23 protein-coding genes are annotated in these 23347 nt (G+C 50.6%); 11 read left to right on the plus strand and 12 right to left on the minus strand.

The genetic code is table 11. The features are described from left to right. Positions 1 to 395: 395 nt before the first annotated feature. Entirely contained in the window at positions 396 to 1751 is a 1356-nt protein-coding gene (locus ABJU74_RS09800) for a hypothetical protein (RefSeq protein ID WP_348384036.1), read from the plus strand. Positions 1752 to 1862: 111 nt separating this feature from the next. Then, positions 1863 to 3578 (plus strand): solute:sodium symporter family transporter, encoded by a 1716-nt coding sequence (locus tag ABJU74_RS09805; RefSeq protein ID WP_348384037.1) that lies wholly within the window; start codon positions 1863 to 1865, stop codon positions 3576 to 3578. Here ABJU74_RS09805 and ABJU74_RS09810 read toward each other — a convergent pair. From ABJU74_RS09810 to ABJU74_RS09820, 3 genes are read right to left on the minus strand one after another with little or no spacing between them, the layout of a single operon-like run. Further along, complete coding sequence (locus tag ABJU74_RS09810; RefSeq protein ID WP_348384038.1) at positions 3571 to 4506, minus strand: TauD/TfdA family dioxygenase; 936 nt, start codon at positions 4504 to 4506, stop codon at positions 3571 to 3573. The two genes, ABJU74_RS09805 and ABJU74_RS09810, sit on opposite strands and share 8 nt — an antisense overlap. Positions 4507 to 4516: 10 nt before the next feature. After that, entirely contained in the window at positions 4517 to 5470 is a 954-nt protein-coding gene (locus ABJU74_RS09815; RefSeq protein ID WP_348384039.1) for an aldo/keto reductase, read from the minus strand. Further along, on the minus strand, positions 5467 to 6549 hold the full coding sequence (locus tag ABJU74_RS09820; protein ID WP_348384040.1) for a Gfo/Idh/MocA family oxidoreductase: 1083 nt from the start codon (positions 6547 to 6549) through the stop codon (positions 5467 to 5469). The genes ABJU74_RS09815 and ABJU74_RS09820 overlap by 4 nt, the downstream gene beginning before the upstream one ends. Positions 6550 to 6611: 62 nt before the next feature. Between ABJU74_RS09820 and ABJU74_RS09825 the strand changes: the two genes are divergently transcribed. Beyond that, positions 6612 to 7352 (plus strand): SOS response-associated peptidase, encoded by a 741-nt coding sequence (locus tag ABJU74_RS09825; RefSeq protein WP_348384041.1) that lies wholly within the window; start codon positions 6612 to 6614, stop codon positions 7350 to 7352. A 4-nt stretch (positions 7353 to 7356) separates the two neighbouring features. Here the strand turns inward: ABJU74_RS09825 and ABJU74_RS09830 are convergent, their stop codons facing one another. Further along, the gene (locus ABJU74_RS09830; protein WP_348384042.1) at positions 7357 to 8562 is read right to left on the minus strand and encodes a PQQ-dependent sugar dehydrogenase; all 1206 of its coding nucleotides are present in this window, start codon (positions 8560 to 8562) and stop codon (positions 7357 to 7359) included. A 105-nt stretch (positions 8563 to 8667) separates the two neighbouring features. On the opposite strand from ABJU74_RS09830, the gene ABJU74_RS09835 reads away from it, so the two are divergent. Then, positions 8668 to 9138, plus strand: coding sequence for a hypothetical protein (locus tag ABJU74_RS09835; RefSeq protein ID WP_348422565.1), 471 nt, complete (start codon positions 8668 to 8670; stop codon positions 9136 to 9138). Positions 9139 to 9169: 31 nt separating this feature from the next. Here ABJU74_RS09835 and ABJU74_RS09840 read toward each other — a convergent pair whose 3' ends face one another. From ABJU74_RS09840 to ABJU74_RS09860, 5 genes are all read right to left on the minus strand, one after another. Beyond that, a complete protein-coding gene (locus ABJU74_RS09840; protein ID WP_348384044.1) occupies positions 9170 to 9994 on the minus strand; it encodes an enoyl-CoA hydratase-related protein in 825 nt (274 codons plus the stop codon). An 80-nt stretch (positions 9995 to 10074) separates the two neighbouring features. Then, positions 10075 to 10962: a metal-dependent hydrolase gene (locus ABJU74_RS09845; protein ID WP_348384045.1), complete on the minus strand. Its 888-nt coding sequence runs from the start codon at positions 10960 to 10962 to the stop codon at positions 10075 to 10077. After that, positions 10959 to 11459 (minus strand): hypothetical protein, encoded by a 501-nt coding sequence (locus tag ABJU74_RS09850; RefSeq protein ID WP_348384046.1) that lies wholly within the window; start codon positions 11457 to 11459, stop codon positions 10959 to 10961. The genes ABJU74_RS09845 and ABJU74_RS09850 overlap by 4 nt, the downstream gene beginning before the upstream one ends. Continuing rightward, positions 11459 to 12037 carry a PadR family transcriptional regulator gene (locus ABJU74_RS09855; protein ID WP_348384047.1) on the minus strand — a complete coding sequence of 193 codons (579 nt, stop codon included), beginning with the start codon at positions 12035 to 12037 and terminating at the stop codon, positions 11459 to 11461. Before ABJU74_RS09855 ends, ABJU74_RS09850 begins: the two co-directional genes overlap by 1 nt. An 86-nt stretch (positions 12038 to 12123) precedes the next feature. Further along, complete coding sequence (locus ABJU74_RS09860) at positions 12124 to 12456, minus strand: winged helix-turn-helix transcriptional regulator (RefSeq protein WP_348384048.1); 333 nt, start codon at positions 12454 to 12456, stop codon at positions 12124 to 12126. A 76-nt stretch (positions 12457 to 12532) separates the two neighbouring features. Between ABJU74_RS09860 and ABJU74_RS09865 the strand changes: the two genes are divergently transcribed. Then, complete coding sequence (locus ABJU74_RS09865) at positions 12533 to 13081, plus strand: carboxymuconolactone decarboxylase family protein (RefSeq protein WP_348384049.1); 549 nt, start codon at positions 12533 to 12535, stop codon at positions 13079 to 13081. Positions 13082 to 13141: 60 nt separating this feature from the next. Here ABJU74_RS09865 and betA read toward each other — a convergent pair whose 3' ends face one another. Together betA and ABJU74_RS09875 are read right to left on the minus strand one after the other, a co-directional pair. Further along, positions 13142 to 14839, minus strand: a complete 1698-nt coding sequence (gene betA, locus ABJU74_RS09870) for a choline dehydrogenase (protein ID WP_348384050.1) — start codon at positions 14837 to 14839, stop codon at positions 13142 to 13144. After that, positions 14829 to 15992: a hypothetical protein gene (locus tag ABJU74_RS09875; protein ID WP_348384051.1), complete on the minus strand. Its 1164-nt coding sequence runs from the start codon at positions 15990 to 15992 to the stop codon at positions 14829 to 14831. Before ABJU74_RS09875 ends, betA begins: the two co-directional genes overlap by 11 nt. 16 nt (positions 15993 to 16008) lie before the next feature. On the opposite strand from ABJU74_RS09875, the gene ABJU74_RS09880 reads away from it, so the two are divergent. Together ABJU74_RS09880 and ABJU74_RS09885 are read left to right on the plus strand one after the other, a co-directional pair. Then, complete coding sequence (locus tag ABJU74_RS09880) at positions 16009 to 16167, plus strand: hypothetical protein (protein WP_348422566.1); 159 nt, start codon at positions 16009 to 16011, stop codon at positions 16165 to 16167. A gap of 28 nt (positions 16168 to 16195) precedes the next feature. Then, a complete protein-coding gene (locus ABJU74_RS09885) occupies positions 16196 to 16882 on the plus strand; it encodes a cyclic nucleotide-binding domain-containing protein (RefSeq protein WP_348384052.1) in 687 nt (228 codons plus the stop codon). Between the two features lie 21 nt (positions 16883 to 16903). Here the strand turns inward: ABJU74_RS09885 and ABJU74_RS09890 are convergent, their stop codons facing one another. Next, positions 16904 to 18664 carry an NAD(P)/FAD-dependent oxidoreductase gene (locus tag ABJU74_RS09890; protein WP_348384053.1) on the minus strand — a complete coding sequence of 587 codons (1761 nt, stop codon included), beginning with the start codon at positions 18662 to 18664 and terminating at the stop codon, positions 16904 to 16906. 183 nt (positions 18665 to 18847) lie between these two features. On the opposite strand from ABJU74_RS09890, the gene ABJU74_RS09895 reads away from it, so the two are divergent. Genes ABJU74_RS09895 through ABJU74_RS09910 form a run of 4 tightly spaced genes read left to right on the plus strand, consistent with a single transcriptional unit; the run spans position 18848 to position 23306 of the window. Then, positions 18848 to 20140, plus strand: a complete 1293-nt coding sequence (locus ABJU74_RS09895) for an SRPBCC family protein (RefSeq protein ID WP_348384054.1) — start codon at positions 18848 to 18850, stop codon at positions 20138 to 20140. A gap of 41 nt (positions 20141 to 20181) precedes the next feature. Continuing rightward, entirely contained in the window at positions 20182 to 21249 is a 1068-nt protein-coding gene (gene obgE, locus ABJU74_RS09900; RefSeq protein WP_348384055.1) for a GTPase ObgE, read from the plus strand. After that, entirely contained in the window at positions 21246 to 22355 is a 1110-nt protein-coding gene (gene proB, locus ABJU74_RS09905) for a glutamate 5-kinase (RefSeq protein WP_348384056.1), read from the plus strand. The genes obgE and proB overlap by 4 nt, the downstream gene beginning before the upstream one ends. Before the next feature lie 24 nt (positions 22356 to 22379). Next, complete coding sequence (locus ABJU74_RS09910) at positions 22380 to 23306, plus strand: NAD-dependent epimerase/dehydratase family protein (RefSeq protein ID WP_348384057.1); 927 nt, start codon at positions 22380 to 22382, stop codon at positions 23304 to 23306. Positions 23307 to 23347 lie beyond the last annotated feature (41 nt).

Here is a 23347-nt window from a genome sequence, read left to right on the forward strand (position 1 = left end):
ATGAAAATCCAATATTGTTCTTTGATCACGACTTTGGGACAACCGAGACCATCTCTGCTTCGTTTTCTGAATGGTTGGCTGCCTATTGCAATTTGGTGGCTCAATAGATTGTCACTAAATTCATGTCCGCTTTTGCGCCCAGAGCGGACGTTAGCGCCCAAATAATACAGCTATTTAGCGGCTATTGGTCTTCTGGTTGCTGCTGTTGGGAGCAGCGGCTCTTGGCGATGCGGGCTATAAATTGTCAGTTCTTACCCAACCTGCTTGCAATGGGCCGGGTCTTCGCGTTACCGGTTAAACCAATTAAGGCCCAATTTATCTCTGAGGATTTGAGACCGCTGCCCATGTGGCGTCGTTCAGTTTTCACAGTTATTTGGTCGTAATGAGGGTTGCGGATGCGTATATTTTGGATGGCTTTGTTTTTTTTGGGTTGCGCCGCGGTGCTGCCCCAGGGGCTTCGGGCGGCCGACGGACAATTGGGCACCAGCCGTGCTGACAAAGGCCCTTTGGAAACGATCAACATCGCGCAGCCTTTGGCTGGTGAACAACAGCAGGCCGAGCGTCCAGTCCCTCCTTCATTCCCCGCGAACGGGAAGTCAGAAACGGAAACCATACCGGATACGGACGTGCGGAACCGTGCACACTTGGTTCAGATCAACTGGGAACGCACATATGGCAATACGGCTGCCGACCACCTCCATTCTTGGACAATAATGCCCGATGGCGGACTGCTCATGGCCGGCAAAACAAACGCCGTTCCGACCGGTCCATCCAATGCATGGTTGGTATGTACGGATGCGCAGGGCCAGTTACTATGGCAGAAAAATTTTGGTAACTCGGATACAGACTATGCACGCGATTTGCTTTCATTGACCGACGGCAATTTCCTGATGCTAGGCAATCAGTTTTCTGAGAATAACGGCCGATACAATTTGTGGCTGGTCAAGCTGGATCCTGCTGGAAATATTTTGTGGCAGAAAAACTATGGCGGTGAGCGGAACGAATATGCTCGCTCGATCATGGCCACGCCGGATGGTAACTTTTTGATAAGCGGAGCGACAGAGTCCAAAGGGGCAGGTAGTTTTGATGTGTGGCTCTTGAAAATCGATGGAGAGGGCAACCTTCTTTGGGACAAAACCTTTGGCGGCACGGAATATGAACGCGCACCGATTTTGGCCATGGCGGAAGACGGGCAGTTTTATCTAGCGGGAGCAACCCAATCCAAAGGTGCAGGTCAAAGCGACGCATGGCTTTTGAAGTTCAAAGCTAATGGAAAATTGCGCTGGGAAAAAACCTATGGCGGGGCCGGCTATGAGACCATTAACGACTTTATCTTTATGCCCAATGGCGATTTTCTCTTGGCTGGCACCACGTCCACTCCGGGTATTCAGGATTCTAATGGTTGGTTTCTGCGTGGCAGTTCCGACGGAAAATTATTGTGGGAAAAAAACGTGGGTGGGGCCGGCAAAGAAGCCGCAAATGCTCTGTTGGCGTTGCCAGATGGCGGAATTCTGGCTGGCGGTATCAAACATGCGGCTGGTGATCCTGAAAGCGATGCGTGGCTGTTGCGTATGGATGCGAAGGGAAAATTCTTGTGGGAAGTCACCATGGGGCAAAAGCCAAGTTCGGAGTCCATATCACATCTAGCCTTGTTACCCGATGGACAGGTCCTCGTGTTGGCGGAGATAACGGTTGGCGGCAATTCAAATTTAGATGCCAATCTCATGAAAATTGCATTGAGCGAAGATTGAATATTGCGCCTTTAAATTCTCGATCCGAGGAAACCGCGCCGATAATCTATCTGTGGCAAGGCGTTCCAATTAATGCCATATCTTTGATCAGCACGGTCTGGAGCCCCTGATTTGATCAATGACAATATCCTCATCACACTCACCAGCTGTGTGTTTTTCATGGGCTTGGTTGCTTGGATTTCATGGCGCAACACCCGCGGCGGTGTCGATAGCAAAGACGGCTATTTCCTGGCTGGACGCGGCCTCAGTTCAACATTTATTGCCGGATCCTTATTGCTGACCAATTTGTCTGCGGAACAGCTGATCGGGCTGAACGGTTCAGCTTATGGATATAATCTCAGCAGCATGGCATGGGAGGTCACGGCGGCGGTGGCGACCATCGCAATGGCTCTCATCTTTCTGCCCCGCTATCTTGCCGGGGCTTTCACTACATTACCGGAATTTCTCAACGACCGTTTTGATGCAGATGTTCGCCGCCTGTCGGTAATTTTGTTCATGCTTGGCTATGGATTGGTCACCATACCAGCGGTTTTATATTCCGGTTCGATCGCCGTGATGCAACTTTTTGATATTCAGGCGTTATTGGGACTGGACTATTTTCCAGCCCTTGCGACAACCGTTTTTGCCATTGGTCTGATTGGTTCAATTTATGCCATTTTTGGCGGCTTAAAGGCTGTGGCCGTGTCCGACACAATTAACGGCATTGGTTTGCTGATTATCGGCATATTGGTTCCCGTGCTGGGCTTGATTGCGTTGGGCGATGGCCAATTCGGTCAAGGCCTATCCAAATTGGTGCAAGACCATCCTGACAAACTCAATGCGATTGGCAAAGCCGATGATCCCACGCCCTTTGGGACTTTGTTTACTGGCATGCTGTTCGCCAATTTATTTTATTGGTGCACCAATCAATATGTCATTCAACGCACATTAGGCGCCGCCTCGCTTGCTGAGGGGCAGAAAGGTGTGCTGTTTTCCGGCTTCTTCAAAGTCTTGGTGCCATTTATGATGATGATCCCGGGCGTGATTGCTTTCCATCTCTATGGGCCATCGCTCGGTTCCATTGACCAAGCCTATCCCCGATTAATCCGGGATGTCATGCCCGTCTATCTGGCAGGTTTTTTCCTTGCTGTCCTTTTGGGTGCAGTTTTCAGTTCGTTTAACTCGCTGTTGAACAGCGCTGCCACGCTTTTCTGCCTCGACGTCTATCAACCTTGGCGCAAAGGAAAGGCCAGCGATCGAGACTTGGTCCGCACGGCAAAAATCGCCAGTGTGATTATTGCACTTTTCTCCTTTGTGGTCGCGCCGTTGCTCTATTTCGCCGAACAAGGGCTGTGGCAAATCATCCGAATTTTCACTGGTTTTTATAATATTCCGACGGTGGTGATTGTGATTGTTGGACTATTTACTCACCGTGTTCCGGCATTGGGTGCCAAAATTGTGATTATTTTTCATGTCATCACCTATGCGCTTTTGCGCTTCGTGTTTGACGAAGTCATCACGCTGCATTTCCTGCACCAATATGCGATCTTGTTCGTTATCGAAGTGGCGATCATGCTAGCATGCGGCATTTGGAAGCCGCGAGAAACCGCTTGGAAGTTCACCCCCAATGCCAAAGTCGATTTGACACCTTGGCACTTTGCCAGGCCCTTGGCGGCAACGCTCTTTTCCTGCGTTGTTGCGCTCTACCTGTTATTTTCATCGGTCGGACTGGCATCAAGCCATGGCCTCGGCGCGCTCTTTTATTCGCTGCTCTTCTCGCTCGTCCTAGCGAACATTATCTATTGGACATGGACGGCAAAAAGCCAGCCATCCGCGCGGCCTATTTGATCAAGGATGCCAATACTTTGCGCTTGCCTTTAAACGGTCGGCGGCCATGCATAACGAGAAAATTATCCACCAGAACAACATCACCGGCTTGCCATTTCAAGTCAAAGCTTAGCGCATCCGCAAGGCTGATAGCCGATTGCATTTGGGCGCTATCAATCGCGCTGCCATCGCCAAAACAAATGGATTTTGCAGGATCATTGCGGGCATCCGCCCACCCGCGATAGGCCGCTATAAGCTGATTGAAAAAAGTCCTGCGCCCGTCGCTCAGCGTGCGTACGGCATCCAGCCGAGGCGACGTCACGCGCAAGGCATCTTGACCCAACCATTGCCAGGCATATCCCAATTCCGACAACCGAATTTCTGCTTGTGATTTTTGGTCAACGCCTAAAGTGCTCCGCCAACTGCGGCCCTGCCCTGACTGCGCATCATCCTGTGCTGGCATGCTATGCGTGTAGCGCACCCCTTTTTCAGCAAATGCCTCTACCAGCTGCGGATTTTCTTCGGTCATTTTGGTAAGCAAAATATCAGATCGGCATAAAGGTGTCGCACCCCCTTCCTCCGCCGCAATATTGCAGTAAAAGAACAGCTTCGAGGGATAAATCGGCGTTTGCGCCATTTCATGATGCAGAAAAATACTGGTGTCGGGCGGTGCTTCGTTGGCGGTGAAGACACGAGGAGTCAGATTGATCCGGACCGCGTTGGATAAGGAATCGGCATAAGGAAAATTTTCAGCGCCATAAGCCTGGACGGCGACATCGAAATCCTCGATTGTTGGAACCGCAAAACCGCGAAACAAAACCGCTCCGCTTGCAGCCAATTGCGCGTCAACGACAGACCGTTGCTGTTCCAGAAAAGCGGACAAGTCTCCGGCAGCTTCCGCCTGTGTGATGGTAGGAAATGGTTCGTTATCCCAATTTTGCTGATCCATATCCATGTCCTTAATCATATATTGGATTGAACAATCCAAAGGCGCCTTCGCAAAATTCTCCCGGATCGTTAAATCGGCGATTGGCGTTGAGCGCAGAAATATCTGCCATCTCGCTTTCGGATAGCGCAAAATCGGTCAGCGCCAAATTCTCTCGCATGCGCTGCGGGTTGCTACTTTTCGGAATGATCGCGGTGCCGCGCTGTATCGCCCAGCGCAGGACAATCTGGGCGGGCGTTTTGCCATGGGCCGCAGCGGCTTGCGAAACCACCGCTTCGGTCAACACGCTGTCGGCCTGCCCTGCCATATCCAGTTCCACATAGGACAAGGCCGCCAAAGGAGAAAAGGCAGTGACCGGGATGCCATATTGTGTGGCCAGACGGATCAGCTTTTCCTGTGTCAAATAGGGATGGGCTTCAATTTGCAGCATTGCCGGTTTGATGCGGGCATAGCTCATCAAATCGTGCACGAGGCCGCTAATATAGTTGCACACTCCAATCTGCCGAACGAGACCTTTGTCGACCAGTTTTTCCAGAGCCGCCCAAGTCTCGTGCAAAGGCACAGACGCGCGTTGCATGACGGGATTTTCGGCCTCAGGATCGACTAACCATTCAGCCGGATAGCGCGTTTCAATCGGGACATAGGCGAGCGCGATCGGAAAATGGATGAGATACAGGTCGAGATAGTCCAATCCCAGATCGGTCATCGACTTTTGACAAGCCGCCTCCACATGATCGGGATGGTGATAGCTGTTCCACAATTTGGATGTGATCCACAGATCTTCGCGCGCGACCAAACCTTGGTCAAATGCGGCTTTCAATCCATCGCCCACTTGTTGTTCATTGCCATAGTCGGCGGCGCAATCAAAATGGCGATAGCCAGCCTTGATCGCTTCGATAACCACATCCCGGCAATCCTGTGGAGACACTTTCCACAGCCCAAAACCAATATCAGGAATCTTGTTCATTTATCGTCCTTCGCTGGAACCGGTGGGTCTAAAATAATCGGCAAACCCGTTTCGATGGATTGATGGGCCGCGGCGCCAATTTCGACCGAGCGCAATCCATCCCATGTCGTTATCTCGGCCTTTTCACCAGTCAGGAGGGCCGCGTGAAATTTGGTCAGCTGAAAGAAGGTTGCGCCATGATGATCGCCCGCTTCCAAAGCGCTAGTCGGAGTCTCAACAGTGCTGACGGTCCGCCCCTTGCGATCACGCGGCGACCAAGTGATTTGCGCGGACGGAATGCCGACGGACAGCTTCCCCTGATCACCGAGAGCATAAATTTCTTCCTGCTCTTGCGACCCTTCTGCAAACATACATAAATCCAAAATTGCGCGACTGCCTTTGGCAAAATCCAGAATCACATAGGCATTGTCCAGAATATCTGGCTGCCGGCCATCATAACGTTCATCCAAATGGTTCACATCCTGTCCGCCAGAAGCATAGATGCGCACGGGCTCATCTTGCAATATATGGCGCATCAGATCGAAAAAATGACAGCATTTTTCGACCAGTGTACCGCCGGTATTTTCGCTAAACCGATTCCAATCGCCAACTTTCTCGAGAAAGGGAAAGCGATGCTCCCGGATTGACAGCATTTTAACAGGGCCGGTTATGGCGCGATGCACCTGCTCCACAAATTGCGTGACCGGCGGCATATATCGATATTCGAGTCCGATCCAAATCATATGCTGATGATCTTGCGCCGCCCGGTGAAGCGCCGCTGCATCGTCAACAGAGGTGCACATTGGTTTTTCCAACAATATCGCCACGGGATATCGCATCACCTCTTGCATAATCGCATAATGGGTATGATTGGGCGCCGCTATAATCACCGCATCGAGGGATTCTTGCGCAAACATGGCAGAGATTTCATCATATGCTTGCGGCGAAAATCCGGCCTTTTCGGCATGCGCCATGGACTGGTTGCGGGAAGCTTCATCGGGATCGGTGAAAGCCACCAGCTCGGCCCCATCAACAAGCGCAATATTGCTAATATGCTCTCGCCCCATCATACCTGCGCCGATAATAGCATAGCGTTTCATGCGGTCATTCTTCTTTCATCGGAGCGTCGATATTCTGTGTAACACGGCCTGATAGGATATTGATGAAAATTGCAACACCGATATTCTATTGGCTCCCATTCTCAAAAATGTTTATGAAAAACCACGAAATTTGTGGGAAAGAAGCAACAATGTGCGGCCGTAAATATGCCAGCGAAGAACTCACTTGGGCGGAATATCATGACATGCTCAATATTGTTCAACCGACATCGAACCTGCAGCCCAATTATAATATCGCGCCCACGCATATGATGCCGGTCGCGATATGGGAAAGCGGACAAACTGTTTTAAAGCCGATGCAATGGGGTCTGATCCCAACCTGGGCGAAAGATAGCAGCCGGTCCTATGCCATGACCAATGCGCGTGCGGAGACATTGACCGAAAAGCCTTCGTTTAAAAATCTGCTGCGATCGTGCCGTTGTGCGGTGCTGGTGTCGGGGTTTTATGAATGGCAACGCGAAGGCAAGTCCAAACAAGCCCATAAGGTCCAACGCCGGGATGGAAAACCGATGATATTGGCAGGACTTTGGGCTGATAATCCCGTGCTCGAGACAACCACCTATACCATCATCACCACCGCCGCGACGCCGGAATTTGAACCGATCCATCACCGTTTGCCGGCGATGATCGAACCCGATCAACTGTCTCGCTGGTTGCTCGGATCATGGAATGATGCCAGCGCCATGGTGCAACCATATGAAGGCGCGATTGACGCCATTCCAGTGTCCAATGATGTGGGCAATGTCCGCAACAACCATCCCGAATTGCTCTCGCCCCTCACCTAATCTGCTATTTGGGTATCACTTTCAAAATCTTGCTATTGGCGGTTTCTTGATCCTCGGTCAGCAGAAAGAGATACCCATCTGGTCCGGTTCTCACATCGCGAAAGCGGCTTCCCAATTCGGTAAACAGCTCTTGCTGTTCACCTAAGGATCCATCGGCATTCATTTTAATATGGCGTACATGGCGTAACGCTAGTGCCGACAGGAAAAGATCGCCCTCCCAATCGGGAAATTTATCGCCCGAATATTGGGCAAAACCAGATGGCGCGATGGACGGTGTAAAATGAACCAGTGACTGTTCCGTGCCATCCAACGCCTCAAATGGCGACACCCGTCCGCCCGAATAATCCAAGGCGTAAGTTACACTCGGCCATCCGTAATTCGCACCGCGCTTGATATGATTAATTTCGTCGCCGCCCGCTGGGCCATGTTCATTTTCAAGTACACGGCCGTCGGCAGCAAGAATAATGCCCTGCGGATTGCGGTGACCATAGGACCATATTTCAGGCAGGGCATCTTTTTGACCGGCAAATGGATTGTCGCCAGGCACCGAGCCATCATCGTTCAAACGCACTATTTTGCCAAAATGATTGTCGAGCGTTTGCGCTTCTTCCCGAAAATGAAAAGCATCACCGATCGGCATCAACAATGTTCCGTCCTGCATGAATATGATCCGCGCACCATAGTGATTGCCTTGGATGCGGGCCGGTGCGGCGGAAAATAGTCGCTTGGCTTGACCCAGCTGTGGTCCATTTGCGCTATCCGAATAAGTGAAACGCATCAACACGAGCGTGTTTTTATCGTCCGCTTGTTTCGCAGCATAGGAAATATAAACCCAGCCATTATTGGCAAAATCGGGATGTAGAACCACGTCAAACAAACCCGCTTGCATTCCCGGTCCAGAATGAACCGCAGCCAATCCTTGAGCCGCGTTAAAGTCGATAAGCGTCTGCTTTTTTCCATCCTCTCCAATATACAGCAATTTTCCAGTACGTTGGGTAACCAGAAAGCCGCCATCAGGAAGAAAGGCCAATGACCAGGGATAATCCAATCCATCAGCAACGGTTTCCAATCGATAGTTTATCGGCGCAGCATCGACCCGGTCCGCAAGTTGACTGGTCTTCTCACCAGATGTCGAGGCCCCTTGATTGCTACAAGAAGTCATCAAAGCACTGAAAATCAATAGAAAAGTGATTGATAAACTTTTACGCATTTTTTGCCCCTTATGGCATTTGATCGTTCTGCCAACCTGACAAAATAGCCTGCCGGCTCTGCTTGGACTTGATCGATCTGACAATCTGGATAGGATTGAAGGCAAATGGAGAGAAAAGCAATGGCGGTGACATTTCGATTTTTGCTAGGCCTGCTGGGAGGCGGTGTCGCGGCTTATATTCTGGGTACAATATTCAATTCGCAATTTGTTATGAATGCCCATCCGGTTTCCATAAGTTTCGGTGACCGATTCAATATGACCATGTTTGATATCTCTAATATGGGTGCCTATTTGGTGATCATCCTAGTGGCTTTTCTTCTCGCTTTTCTGATCGCAGCGATATTGAAGCGGTTTTTACCGAAGCTGTCGCGTGCCGCTTATCCTATTGCAGGAGCCGCGGGCATCGGCGTGGCATTGGGTTTAATGTATATCATGTTTCAAACGGTTCCGATTAGTGGGGCACGTTCTGCGCTTGGGTTCCTATCCCAGATGCTGGCTGGGGGATTTGGTGGATGGGTGTTCGCCAAAATTCTCTACCGTGGCCAACCCAAAAAATCCGACGGTTTAACCGGCTGAAACGTCCATCATATAATCGCTTACCGCTTGCTTATTTCTGACCCGACCATCGCGCGGTGCGCTTTTCCAAATAGGCAGAAATGGCTTCCTTATAATCCGGTTGCCCGACCATAGTCTGAAGCAAATCCCCAGCCTCTCGGGTTGCCGTACCAACATCGCGGTGCCAATCCAGATAGATTTGCCTTTTGGTCTGACGCAGGCTTTCCGGTGAATTTCTGGTGATTAAATCTCTGGCATATGCTTGGGCCTCATCCATTAACGCCTCCGGTTCGACCAGCCGATGGACCAAGCCCAATTGATAAGCTTCGTCGGTTAGAAATTTTCGGCTCGATAGCAGCAATTCCGTTGCACGTGCGCTGCCAATCAGACGTGGCAACAACCAAGATAACCCGCATTCTGCAGGCAAGTTAAGCGGACCGTGGGCTGTGGTTAGCTTAGCACCGGGCACGGCGAAGCGGATATCGGTATAACAGGCGAGAACAAATCCAACACCAGCCGCAGGACCCGGCATTGCCGCGATAACCGGTTTGGACAAAGCGAAATGATAAACATATTCGTGCAAGAAGGTCGGAATTTCATCTGATCCCGGCATGACAAGATCAGGACCAGTTCCCGAGCTATACTCGCCAGACTCCGTAAATTCTGACAAGATATTGGTGTCCGCACCCACACAGAAAAACTTGCCAGCACCGGTGACAATAATCGCTCCGACATCGGGATCCTGATCGGCCTGCTGCAGCAAATAACGATATTCTGTGTGCATCCTGCCGTTCCAGCTATTGGCGCGATGCGGCCGATTAAGCGTAATCGTCGCCACACGATCACGGACTTCATATAAGGTGTCTTTCAATTTCATCGCTATTCCCAATCCTTATGGACGCTGCACAAAGGACAGCCTGACATCACCATAAGCAGATTGCACGTGGTCCGTCAGAATTATTGCACAAATTGCGCTGGGATATCGGGATCGGTTGTATTGAGAAGCGGAATCATATTTTCCGGCAAGTCAGCATAAGCAGTGGTCCAGCGGGACACCCAAATCGGGTCTTGCACCTTGCTCGGGTGATAGCCGGGAACCAGCGACCGAAACATGGCTGGAGACGCTTTGATCAGAAAACGCATAACCATCTGCCAGACTTTCAAACGGCTGCCCAACTTGTTCCACAACCCATCGCGCTTGAGCATCCGAATATAGCCTTTGCGGCTCGACCATGCGACATGGAAACTGCCGCGGATCAGGCCCCAACTGCGTGGCCAATAGCTTCCGTAAAGATCCTCATAAAGGTCATAGGCCACATTCTTATGCTCGGTTTCCTCAACCATATGCCAAAGGATCAACGATGAAACCGATGGATCTGCCTTGCCAAACAAATCCCGTCTTTCTTCGATCAACCATTCCGTCATGCCCATGGTCATGGTTTCGAAACCAGCGGAATAAGCCAGCCGCCACCGCAGGCTCTTTTTCTGAAACTTCCGATAATCCTCGGCCATCTCTTCTTCAACATCGGAGAGATCGGGATAATGGCGCTTCAAAATCTCATTATATCGCCGGTGATTTTGAAAGTGATTGCCTTCCTGAGCCATGAAGCCGTGCACATCTTCTTTCAATTGCTGGTTGCTGGCATTTTTCAAAGCTTCGCGGACGGTCTTGATCAAAAATGGTTCGAGATAAGGCATGGTAAGCGAAGCGCCATTGGCCATATGACTCCATTCGGGCCGCAGCGGATGCCAGACCGGATTGATATCTTCGTCAAAAGAAAAAGGAATGGCCCGCACGACGATGCCGCCCGATTCTGGATGATCTGTTTTTGTCTGCGCAGTCATGATTCTGTCCCCAGCGACACATATTTTCTCCATGCCCCCCATGCGAACAGACCAAAGCCAATATGGACGGCGATAATGGGCGGCCAGCCAAACAGATAGATAATATTATTGATGGTCACATCGCCGGGAAAGGGTCCGCCGCCAAATTCCAGTCCCCTAGTACTGAACATAGCATTGGCTATCGCAGGCAAAGTGAACAGCCAAGCATAAACCAAAGATGACCAGAAAAGCCAGGTTTGGGCCTTGGGTCCCAATTGCACAAAAGGTGCGGCCGCCGCGAGTGCGATAAGGATTAACCCGTTTGTTATCCCTTCCAAATGGGCCATATTCCAAGCCCGCCTGTCACCGCCTATTTCAACCGGTATGTCGGTGAATAACGGCCAAAGGTCGAGCGCACCAAGCAGGAAAAAGAAATAAAGCCATCCGCTCAATGCAGCCGAAATTAGCAGCCCGACGCCGTTCAGCACCAGCAATACCCTTCGTTTTTCGCTCAGCATTATCGGTCTCCTGCTTGTTCAAATGGAACAATATTTGTCATCTTGGCCACGGCTTCAGGCGAGAGGCGTTCCAATGCCTGCGTACACCAGTCGACCCATTCCCATTCCCAACGCATACCGACTTCTAAAGCCAGTTGCTTTCCCACATCAGATAGCGATTGGCTGTTCTCGAGCAACTTATGTTTCATGACATATTCGGCATGACGGTCCTGATGCCGTTCGATCCGGCGCAATAGATTTTGACGAACGCCCTCAATATCTATCGTTTCAATTCCATATAACTGAACCAAGAAATGGTCTTTTAACTCTGGTGGTTCAGAAGGTTCCAATGACCATTGCCGCAACGCTTGGCGCCCTGCATCGGAGATAGTGAACACGATGCGATTGGGTTTGCCCAATTGCGGAACCTCTTCAGCGCTGGCCAGTCCATTGTCGCGCAGCTTGCCCATTTCTCGATAAATTTGCGAATGACGTGCTCGCCAGAAAAAGCCGATGCTTTCGTCAAATTGCTTGGCCACGTCATAGCCGGATTTCGGCCCTTCGGACAAAGAAACCAAAATAGCATATTTCAGCGCCATCGCTCTCTCCCTTATTCCACTAGTTGCATATATATGACAATAGTGGAATATGAGTCAAGCGAGCGCACGGCCAGGTTGCCAATTGGCTATGGCGGAGTAGTGGCCTTGGCCCAGCCATTAGCCCATTGATCCAAAGGCGCCAACAAAGCCGAGAGCGCGAGACCATGTTCAGTAAGAACAAAACCGCGCTCGCCATTTTCGATCAGATTGAGATTGCGGAGATCCTTTAGGCGGTTGTTCAAGGATGTCGGCGAAACATCTTCGCATCGAGCCTGAAGTTCGCGAAACGTCCCGGGGCCCTGTCGGTTCAATTCCCAGAGCAGGCGAAGCGTCCAGCGTTTCCCGAGAACATCCATGATCACCATGACCGGACGCCCGGTGGTGGATCCCCGAACCGCTTGCCCCGGTAATTTTGTCATATTGTATACTCCGCTTGACGCTACACTATTTGTAGCGCATATCATTGCTACATAATTAGTAGCATAGGAGTCTCTCTTGTCCAACCCGTTGCAACCGCTTGATCCTCCATTTGATCCAGAAATCGCCAAACTATTGACCAACTATCCGCAGCAAAATGGCTATATTCTGACCCTGTTCCGTACATTTGCGAACAGTGAACGCTTTCTCCGAAAAGCTGTCCCCAACTTGTTGGATCGAGACAGTCCGCTGTCTTTAAGAACCAGAGAAATTGTAATTTTGCGCACAACAGCCAATCGCAATTGCGAATATGAATGGGGTGTCCATGTCGCGATTTTCGCTAAAGCGGCCAAGCTCAGCGCCGACCATATTGCCGCTACTCATGCGGAAAACTCAGATATCTGGTCCGCCAAAGAACACCGCCTTGTCACGGCTATTGATCAGCTTTGTGCTGCAGGTTCGCTAGAAGAAAAACCACTATGCGATTTTCAAAATGATTGGACCAAAGCGGAGCAATTGGAAATATTGGCGCTCATCGGAACGTACAGCACGATCAGCTTTGTGGCCAATGTTGCCGGGCTGGAACCCGAACCATTTGCCGCGCGCTTTGCGGGGTTTTCCGCGTAATTTTGGCGAGGAGGAAAACAAAGCCAGGGCGCAGAGCAAGCCTTGGCTGCTCCCTTCTTATCACCCCCGTTGCGGTGGGTTGAGACGCTGCTGAGATTCCCAGTTTTCATCAATCCAGCTCGGCGCGGTTGAAGGCGGCAATAATGGCTCTCCCAAAATCATGTCCGACACCCGCTCGGCGACCATGATCGTCGGCGCATTGATATTGCCGTTGGTAACCGTTGGAAATACTGATGCATCAACCACGCGTAGTCCATCCAATCCGATGACTTTGCAGCTATTGTCGACAACGGCCTGAGGATCATCGGCCGATCCCATTTTGCAGGTCCCACAAGGATGATAGGCGCTTTCGACATTGTCCTTCACCCATTGGTCTATCGCCAGATCCGATTCAATCTCTGCGCCTGGTTGCAGCTCGTCACCCCGAAAATCATCCATCGCCGACTGGTTGATAATTTCTCTTGTGAGACGAATAGATCGGCGCCAAATCGCAACATCGTCGGGATGTTCCATATAATTATAGAGGATACTCGGCGCGGCCAACGGATCAGCAGATGTGATATGAACATGGCCCCTGCTTTTCGGTTTGTTGGGACCAACATGCACTTGAAAGCCGTGGCCTTTGAGGGATGGCGTTCCGTCATAGCGCATCGCTGCGGGGAGAAAATGATATTGGATATCCGGCGACTTGCGCCCTGCTTCTGATCGGATAAAGGCACAGGATTCAAAATGGTTGGTTGCCCCCAGACCGGTTTTGAACAGGACCCATTCTATTCCGATGCGCAGCTTGCTAAACCAGCCCAGCTTGTTGTTGAGACTGACCGGTTGCTTGCAATGAAACTGAAAATAGACTTCCAGATGGTCTTGTAAATTCTCGCCGACGCCGGGCAGATCATGTGTCTGTTTTACCCCAGCCGCGTCCAACACCTTCTTGCCGCCGATACCGGAGCGCTGCAGCAAAGCCGGTGACGCAATCGCACCAGCCGAGAGTATAATTTCCTGATTTGCAAACAGTTCAACGGTACGGCCATTGCGTTCCACCCGGATTGCTGCCGCCCGCTGATCATCCATTAGCAATCGATCAACATGGGCACCCGTCCATATTGTCAGATTCGGCCTTTTCTTGACGGGATCGAGATAAGCCCGGGAGGTCGACTCACGAAAACCGCCGCGCACGGTCATGTGCATCGCACCAAAGCCTTCCTGGCAATAGCCATTATAGTCTTTGCTATGCGGGTAACCGGCTTCAACGCCCGCATCGATAAAGGCTTGATAGAGCGGATTGCCCGTCATGTTATTGCCGCCGCCAACACCTAAAGGCCCATCACCTCCGCGATAGGCATCCGCACCATATTGCCAAGTTTCCGCTTTCTGAAAATAGGGCAGACAATGGGCATAATTCCAACCCTCGGCACCCGATTCTTCCCACTCTTCGAAATCACAACTATGCCCGCGCACATAGACCATTCCGTTAATCGAAGACGTGCCTCCCAAACCCTTGCCGCGCGGGCAACTAATCTGGCGGCCATCCAAGGCCGGTTCCGGGTCGCTAAAATAGCCCCAATTATAGGTATCCGATGCCATCGGATAAGAAAGGGCGGTCGGCATTTGAACCAATATATTCTTATCACTTCCCCCCGCCTCCAAGAGCAACACTTGATATTGCCCATTGGCAGACAAGCGATTGGCCAGCACGCAGCCGGCAGACCCGGCACCGACAATGATAAAATCCCATTGGCTTGTTTTGTTACTCGTCATGAATGGGAGATCCTGTTTGCATGAGTCCGATCAGCGCTTCCTTGCGCCGGAAAACCAGATAATAGACGCTGCCGTACAGGCCGATAACGACCATACCAATCCATTCAATTTTCAAGGGTGTGAACTGGTAGAGCAAAATCAATCCGAACAGCAAAGTCCAATGCCCAGCCACATAAAGCGGTATCCCTAGTTTTTCGACGGTTAAATTCAAGTTTTCGGAATAAAGGCGGGTGAGAGAATCGAGCGAATTCAATACAAAAACAATACCGACAGCGACCATCGAAAATTGCAGAATGCTGGACAATATAATGTCCTGGCTGTGCACATAATAAAGAACAGAAAACCACATAGCAATCGGAAGCGACGGCAATATCAAGAGCGCAATGAGCAACTGCAAAGGTTTGATGCCGCCGAGAAACCGCGCAACAAATTGGCCGATCATGATGCTCCATGCGAACCACCAGAACAGGTAAAAGGCGTGATAGTCGGATAAGGGACTCACAAACTTATCGAGATGGCCAAAATAACCGCCAAGATTTTGACCGGTTGTGATCACCTCTGCGGGACCCATATTGGTCGCAATCATCATGCCCAGAATCAAAAACAGAAACAGGGCAAAAGATCCGAAACTGAGCCATTTCACATATCGGATATCCGTGCTCGACAAAACTGCACCAAGCACCACAAAAGCCACCAAGGAATAGCGCGCAAGAGGTGAAATGTCGGCAATATAGTCCGGCAAATAGCTGAGAAAAAGAAATCCGGTAAAAGCACATGTGGCAACGATGACAAAATTGTTGATCATCGCGACCCACCCAATTTCGAACAATTTTAGTCGCGGTTCTATGGCACTGAAATAAAATGTGGTGAGAAAGTAAAAACCCCAGACCAAAAATCCCCAAAACCCAAATTCTATCGCCAATGGATTGGTAAAGTTATAAGGTGCTTCATTGGCATAAACCGGAAATTCGGTAAGCGGAAACATGATCAGTCCGACGTCTAAGCCGGAGGTAAATAGGATCGCCGTAAACGCAACCAGATTGCTGGGTTGCGCGCCGTGCAATCGTATATGCCGATAGCGAAAAACCAGAAACAGCGATGTCGCCAGTGTGATCAGGATCGCAGCGGTCAGAATAATATGGGCTAAAGGCAAAAAGGATTTCCTGATTTTGGCGCAAAGGAAAAAGCTTAATGAGTTGCTCGAACAATGTCGAACAGCAAAACCGCATGATGGTGATCCACTGTCGCTCATCAACAGCGATTTTGGACTGCTCTATCTTTTTGCGAGCGAACTGCTAAATCCTTGTGGAATATTTGAAATTTTCTAATTTGCAGCTGTAAACCGACGGACTTTCTATGGCCTTTGATTTCAACACCGCTTTGCTGATCCATTTCGGAGCGGTCTTTTACATAGTCGCTTTTCTCATCCGCGATGAAATGAAACTGCGGCTCATGGTGCTAGCGGGATCCGCATTTTATCTGCTCTATTATTACCTGTTTCCCGATATTCCCTTATGGGATGCGATTTTTACAACATTCATTCTGGTCGCGGCCAATCTTGTCATATTATTCCGTATCGCAATGGAACGCACCGTTTTTGCATTGAGCGCAGAAGACAAGAAATTGTTTGAATCCTTTGACGGATTTTCACCCGGTCAGTTTCGCCAATTGCTCAAAATAGCACGTTGGTCGACCGCGGAAACGCTTTTGCCATTGGCGTCCGAAAACCAGCCTTTGACCAACTTATATTTTTTAATCGATGGCGCCGTTGTCATTAAAAAGGGTGATAAGACTTTTCAATTGGAGCCAGATAATTTTATCGGTGAAATAGCCTTTGTATTGGATCGCGCGCCTTCGGCCGATGTCACGGCCCTGCCTGGCGCGCGCCTTGTTCATTGGGAAGCAGCGCAAGTCACAAAATTGATGAAAAAATCGCCCGCCTTTCAAAATGCGATAATGGCGCTGCTTAGCCGTGACCTCGCCGAAAAACTCGCCAAAAGCGTTCAAGTGGAACAGTTGATGGACACCGTTCCCGCCGTTTAAAAAGACCGCAAATCATGGCGGCTAATTGGGTTGATAGATATCCGCATCGATATTTTTGAAACGCGCTTTGAGTTGCAGCGCGAGATAGTGAGAATAGAAGCGAGATTGCTGCAAATTGCCGCCATGAAACCATAGGCCAGTTTGTTTTGTTGGCTTCCACATATTGCGGATTTCCCCTTCCCAAGGGCCGGAATCGCCTTCCACACCCGAACCATAGCCCCAGCAGGGCCCGATTTTCTCTGCAACATCTTTCGAAATAAGACGCTCCACCCATTGTTCCATTGAACCAAAGCCAGTTGCATAGATAATCGCATCAGCATCAAGATGACTGCCATCCGACAAGATCAAGCCTTTTGAAGTCAACCGTTCAACGGCCACACCGGATTTGATTGCGATGCGCCCATCCGCCACCATCGCCGCGCCACCAACATCGATATAATATCCAGATGCTGTACGCAGATATTTCATAAATAAGCCGGTTCCATCTACACCAAAGTCAATTTGAAATCCGGCATCGGTTAGGGATTTATAAAAATCCGCGTCCGATATCGCGATTTGATTCCAGATTTGCTTTTGGTGCTGTTCGCTCATCCGCAGCGGCACCGAAGCGTTTAAATAATCCGCCTTTTCCGTTGTCAGTCCCTGCTCAACAGCTTCTTCAGAATATAATGGTCGCGCCATTTTGCTATTCGTTGAACCGCGCAGCACTAAGGTTGATGACCGCTGAATCATCGTGGGCTTTATGCCGTGATTGACAAGATCGGAGCATATATCATGCGCGCTGTTATTGGCGCCAATAACGACCACATTTTTGCCGGTAAACTGCTCTCCACTGGTAAAGGCGCTGGAATGATATTGATCACCCGTAAAATCGGCGGCACCAGGAAAATCTGGCTGAGCCGGAAAACCCGCATTACCAACAGCCATAACAATATGGACAGGATGCAACGCTATGGTCTCTCCATTGCGCACAACCGTCACGGTCCAACGCTGCGTGTCAGCATCGAAAGAGCCACCGGTAAATTCGGTTTCATTCCAAATATTCAGATCCATAATCTGAGCATAAGCTTCTAGAAAGTCGCCGAGTTGATCTTTTGGCGTAAAGACCGGCCAATTTTCTGGAAACGGAATATAAGGCATGTGATCATACCAGACCGGATCATGTAAGGTCAGAGACTTATAGCGAGAGCGCCACTCATCTCCGGAACGCTTATGGCGATCGACGATCAGCGCCGGTACGCCATTTACCTTTAGCCGGGCACCGAGAGCAAGGCCGCCCTGCCCGCCGCCAACAACCAGCACAAATGGCTGGTCTTGATGACCCAATACTGCCTGTTCCGCCTCGCGGCGATCCAGCCATGATTGTGTTTTATCATCGTCAAAAAGCCCAGATGGACGGCGCTTTCCTATGGGTTGTTCATGGCCGTGCAAATCTTCCAGCGTGGTAAAAAAGGTCAAGGCCTTCCCTTTGTTGAGACGAATATAGCCTTTGCAAGGTCCCAAATCTGTTTCAAAGCTCAACCCGCCTTCCGTTGCGTCCGGTTCTGCATCCACAGTCCATCCGCGCGGGTTCACTTGGGCTAATCGGTCCGTGAGCAATTTCTCAATCGCACCAGGGCCTTCAAAGGTTTGAATTGTCCAAGAAAATGCAAGAATATCGCGCCAGCCGCTATTGTCGTCAAACAGAGCGGATGCCACGGCTATTTCCTTTTTTTCCAATGCATTGGTATATGCATCCATCCATTGGTGGATCGTTTTATGATCTGCTTTTTCGTCTGTCATTTTATCCCGCTATGGCACTCGCCCATTGTCTATGGGTTATCATCCCTATCCTATCGTTCAGCAGAAAACTGCCTATTTCCTGCTTCCTCTTTGAGAGGATTGCGCCGCCAAACGCATCTATCACTATTGCCAATCGACGCTGTGCTGCTGATCATGGCATTTCCTTTAGGGAGGAGAGGCATCATGAACCCCGCATATGTGGCACAGATGAAACGTCTTATGGACTGGGAAGCGGACCGCTCAGCGCCGCCACAAGGTTTCCCGCATCTGCCTGATTTGCCCGCTGGCCGCTATACTTCGCCAGAATATTATGAGCTCGAGCAACAACATATCTGGAAAAAAAGCTGGCTATTTGCTGGGCATATCGATGAAATTCCTGACCGCGGGTGTTTTATGAAATGGGAGAATACCGGTAATCCATTGATCATTGTCCACGGCATGGATGGAAAAGTTCGCGCGTTTTACAACACGTGTCGCCATCGTGGGGCCCCGGTTGTCACGGAAGAAAAGGGGCAATCCCCGCGCTTGATGTGTGGCTATCACAACTGGACCTATAAAACCGATGGCGCGTTGGTCGGTGTTCCCGAGAAGCAGGATTTTGGTGATCTCGATTTATCATGTCGCAGCCTTATCCCTGTGCAATGCGAAATGTTGGGCAATATCATCTTTGTAAATTTTGACGATGAAGCCATGCCGCTCAAACAATGGCTGGGCCCAATGGCGGATGATTGGGAAGAATTTCAATTCGACAAAGTAAAATTGGCAGCACGATATAGTTTTGACCTCAACTGCAACTGGAAAGTCGCGATGGAGGCCAATATGGAAGTTTATCACGTGCCGTTCATACATCCCGACACCGTCGCGCCCTTGGTCGACAGCAAACGCAATGTGAACACCTTATTTCCCAACGGTCATGCCCGTATGCTGGCCCCTGCTCCACAAAATACCAACCGCGAACATGTTCGCGCGGTCGAATCGCCGCCAGAATGGCAAGAAATAGATACAGTGGGAGAATTGGGACGCACCTGCACACAAAGCTATACCATGTTTCCAAATTGGGTATCTCCGCTATCCAATTATTTTGTCCCTCCGTTGGTATTTTGGCCAACCGGTTTGAACACGACGCGATTGGAACTGGTCACCATGGCATTGGACTGGGGAGACGGCCCTGCACCAGATCTTTGGACCGTCCCGGATGAAACCAAAGCCAATGGACGTGACATGAGTCCGATCATTCTAGAAGATACGCAATTTGGCGAAATGATACAGAAATCGATGGAAAGCGATGGCTTTAAAAGCGTCCCGCTAAGCTATCAAGAAGCCCGCATATATAGTTTCCATCAGACCTGCGATAAAATGATCGGGTTGGACAAGATCCCCGAGCATCTTTCAGTTGAACAAGTGATCGGCGAAGAATGGGTCTTTCCGAACGATCCTCGTATATCGCAAATGGAGCAATTGCAGTACGCCGAATGAATCCCTAGCCTTTCGAGCGCGACATCCCTAAATGCACTGGGATGCATTTCTTAGATCAAGCCAAAATATATGTCAGCTCTGGCCAGGGCGGGCCGGGTGCTGTCAGTTTTCGGCGTGAAAAATATATTCAGTTTGGCGGCCCTGATGGCGGCAATGGCGGCAAGGGTGGCGATATAATATTCAAGGCTGTCGAAGGCCTGAACACTTTGATCGATTTTCGTTACACGCAGCATATCAAAGCGCCGCGCGGAAAAGGAGGCGCAGGCCGCAACCGAACCGGTGCCGGCGGAGAAGACCGGATTATCAAAATCCCGGTGGGCACCCAGATCTTGTCGGAAGATAAGGAGCATGTCCTGCTCGACTTTACCTTTGAGGGACAAGAAGAATTGTTTCTGCAAGGCGGCGTGGGGGGACGCGGTAACGCGAGCTACAAAAGTGCTACCAACCGCGCTCCGCGGCAACACCAACCAGGAGAACCGGGAGAAGAAGCCGCGATTTGGCTCAGACTCAAGCTGATAGCCGATGCCGGATTGGTTGGTTTACCCAATGCAGGAAAATCCACATTGATCAACTTCGTGAGCAATTCCAAGGCCAAGGTCGGCGCCTATCCGTTCACGACCATTCATCCCCAATTGGGCGTCGTTCAGCATCAAGGACGAGAATTTGTACTGGCCGATATTCCCGGACTAATTGACGGTGCCGCGCAAGGTGCTGGCATTGGAGACCGGTTTCTGGGGCATATTGAGCGGTGCAAAATCTTGTTGCATCTCATCGACGCCACCGGCGATGATCCCGTTGCAGCATGGAAAACCGTGACCAAGGAACTGGAACAATATGGCGGCGGACTGGCTGAGAAACCGCAAATATTAGCGCTGAACAAAGCTGATCTGCTAGACGATGAATTGATGGATGCCATTGGCGATGATCTGCGTTCCGCAGGAGCTAGTGACATACTGCCTTTATCCGGCGCCACCGGTAAAGGCATGGATGCGGTATTAAACAGTCTTCTCGAAGCAGTCGGTGGACATAGTTCCATTGAGAAAAAGGACCAAATGGCCGGTGATGAAAACGGCGATGAGGAGGAAAAGGCGGATTGGTCTCCGCTATGATGACGATTGCTAAGGAAGTAATTGTTGTAAAAATCGGATCATCGCTCCTCGTCGGCGATGATGACAATATTCGTCGGTCTTGGCTCGAAACACTGGTCGCAGATATCGCCAAAAGGCACGCGGAAGGCGTTTCGGTCATTATTGTTTCATCCGGTTCGATTGCACTGGGCGCACGGAAACTCGGTTTGGAGAAATCCGGTCGCGCAAACTTGGCCGATGCCCAAGCCGCCGCTTCGGTTGGCCAAATTGCGTTGGCCAGCTTGTGGTCCGCTTTGCTAGCCAATCACGATGTTACCGCTGCCCAGATGCTGCTGACCTTGGATGATTTGGAAGACCGCAAGCGCTATCTCAATGCGGCAGCAACGCTCGAAAAACTATTAGAAAATCGCGCCATTCCAGTCATTAATGAGAATGATAGCGTCGCCACTGATGAAATCCGTTTTGGTGATAATGATCGGCTTGCCGCTCGCGTTGCGCAAGCAGCTTCGGCTGATCATGTTTTTCTGTTGTCCGATGTTGATGGATTGTTTGATCGCCGTCCAACTGGCACCGAAAATGATCAAATCATCCCGCTGGTTGAACATGTGGATGCTCGCATCATGGCTATGGCAGATGGATCATCTTCTTCTGGATTGGGTTCAGGCGGCATGACTTCGAAATTGGAAGCAGCGCGGATCGCCAATCTCGCCGGCATTAAATTGTCGATATTATCAGGCAAACATGATCATCCTCTGGATCGCTACCAACAAAGTGGAATTGGAACCTTGTTCCAAGCAAGCGGTTCGACCAGTGCGCGCAAAAGTTGGTTGGGTGGCCGTCTCACATCCGCTGGCACCATCTCCGTGGATGACGGTGCGGCAGAAGCTCTGCAAGATGGAAATAGTCTATTGGCCGCGGGGATTACCGGGATTACCGGCCAATTTGATCGCAGTGATGTTGTCGATATTGCTCAGGCTGATGGACAGGTAATCGCCCGCGGACTGGTCGAATATAGTGCAGCTGATTGTGCAAAAATCATTGGGCGAAGAAGTAATGAACTAGAAGCTCTGTTAAGCCACGCACCACGCAGCGCCGTGGTCCATCGCAATCAGATGGTGCTGCTATGACCGCAAAAGCTGGCAAATAATCCGATGCGGACCAAACAAACTTTGGCCATTACCGGCGCCACCGGTTTTGTCGGCGGACATTTGCTAAATCTGGCGGTCCGTGCTGGCTTTCCGGTCCGCGCGCTTACCCGGCGAACACAGGATGACCGGCCCAATGTCTCTTGGGTCCGAGGTGCTTTGGACAATCCGGCCAGCCTGAGTGTGATGTGCACCGGTGCCGATGTGGTGATCCACATTGCTGGCGTCGTCAATGCACCCACGCGTGAAGGGTTTGAAGCGGGCAATGTTGCCGGAACACTCGCCGTGGTAGAAGCGGCCAAAAAAGCAGGATGCCGGCGCTTTATCCATGTGTCATCGCTAGCTGCAACATTACCGGATTTGTCCATTTATGGAGAGACAAAGGCCAAAGCGGAGAAAATTGTGAAGTCTAGCGGTTTGGATTGGACGATCATTCGGCCGCCGGCCATATTTGGTCCCGGTGATGGTGAAATGCTGGACCTGTTCAAAATGGCCAAATTCGGGTTTGTCACTTTGCCCCCCGATGCCGATGGCCGGCTTTCAGCCATTCATGTCGATGATCTGGCCAGGGCCTTGATGACTGTTATTCCGTCACATGAAGATCTTACCGCGGGCATATTTGAAATAGACGATGGCAAAACCGGAGGGTGGACGCAAACCAGTTTTGCGAAAGCCATTGGATGGGCGATTGGCAAACGCGTTCACCCCATGTCCACGCCGAAATTTATTCTCAAATGCGGCGCCAAGATAGATCGCGTGGTTCGCCGTGAACGGGCCAAATTAACAGAAGATCGGGTCAGCTATTTTTGCCATGATGACTGGACCGTCGATCCCGCCAAAAGGCTCCCGCCGGAATTGTGGACCGCTCAAATTGAAACCCGACAAGGTCTGAAAGACACCGCCCAATGGTATCGGCAGAATGACTGGCTGTAGCGCCTCCTAAAATCACTAGCTGCGAAACTATCCGCTTCTGC

Source organism: Parasphingorhabdus sp., assembly GCF_039982415.1.
GTDB lineage: Bacteria > Pseudomonadota > Alphaproteobacteria > Sphingomonadales > Sphingomonadaceae > Parasphingorhabdus.

Coding starts and splice junctions, on each gene's coding strand:
- ABJU74_RS09885 (WP_348384052.1), top strand. CDS start 16,196: ATGGCCTTTGATTTCAACACCGCTTTGCTGATCCATTTCGGAGCGGTC.
- proB (WP_348384056.1), top strand. CDS start 21,246: ATGATGACGATTGCTAAGGAAGTAATTGTTGTAAAAATCGGATCATCG.
- ABJU74_RS09820 (WP_348384040.1), bottom strand. CDS start 6,549: ATGAAACGCTATGCTATTATCGGCGCAGGTATGATGGGGCGAGAGCAT.
- ABJU74_RS09825 (WP_348384041.1), top strand. CDS start 6,612: ATGAAAATTGCAACACCGATATTCTATTGGCTCCCATTCTCAAAAATG.
- ABJU74_RS09810 (WP_348384038.1), bottom strand. CDS start 4,506: ATGGATCAGCAAAATTGGGATAACGAACCATTTCCTACCATCACACAG.
- ABJU74_RS09835 (WP_348422565.1), top strand. CDS start 8,668: ATGGAGAGAAAAGCAATGGCGGTGACATTTCGATTTTTGCTAGGCCTG.
- ABJU74_RS09840 (WP_348384044.1), bottom strand. CDS start 9,994: ATGAAATTGAAAGACACCTTATATGAAGTCCGTGATCGTGTGGCGACG.
- ABJU74_RS09800 (WP_348384036.1), top strand. CDS start 396: ATGCGTATATTTTGGATGGCTTTGTTTTTTTTGGGTTGCGCCGCGGTG.
- ABJU74_RS09860 (WP_348384048.1), bottom strand. CDS start 12,456: ATGACAAAATTACCGGGGCAAGCGGTTCGGGGATCCACCACCGGGCGT.
- obgE (WP_348384055.1), top strand. CDS start 20,182: ATGCATTTCTTAGATCAAGCCAAAATATATGTCAGCTCTGGCCAGGGC.
- ABJU74_RS09830 (WP_348384042.1), bottom strand. CDS start 8,562: ATGCGTAAAAGTTTATCAATCACTTTTCTATTGATTTTCAGTGCTTTG.
- ABJU74_RS09910 (WP_348384057.1), top strand. CDS start 22,380: ATGCGGACCAAACAAACTTTGGCCATTACCGGCGCCACCGGTTTTGTC.
- ABJU74_RS09815 (WP_348384039.1), bottom strand. CDS start 5,470: ATGAACAAGATTCCTGATATTGGTTTTGGGCTGTGGAAAGTGTCTCCA.
- betA (WP_348384050.1), bottom strand. CDS start 14,839: ATGACGAGTAACAAAACAAGCCAATGGGATTTTATCATTGTCGGTGCC.
- ABJU74_RS09850 (WP_348384046.1), bottom strand. CDS start 11,459: ATGCTGAGCGAAAAACGAAGGGTATTGCTGGTGCTGAACGGCGTCGGG.
- ABJU74_RS09890 (WP_348384053.1), bottom strand. CDS start 18,664: ATGACAGACGAAAAAGCAGATCATAAAACGATCCACCAATGGATGGAT.
- ABJU74_RS09895 (WP_348384054.1), top strand. CDS start 18,848: ATGAACCCCGCATATGTGGCACAGATGAAACGTCTTATGGACTGGGAA.
- ABJU74_RS09855 (WP_348384047.1), bottom strand. CDS start 12,037: ATGGCGCTGAAATATGCTATTTTGGTTTCTTTGTCCGAAGGGCCGAAA.
- ABJU74_RS09845 (WP_348384045.1), bottom strand. CDS start 10,962: ATGACTGCGCAGACAAAAACAGATCATCCAGAATCGGGCGGCATCGTC.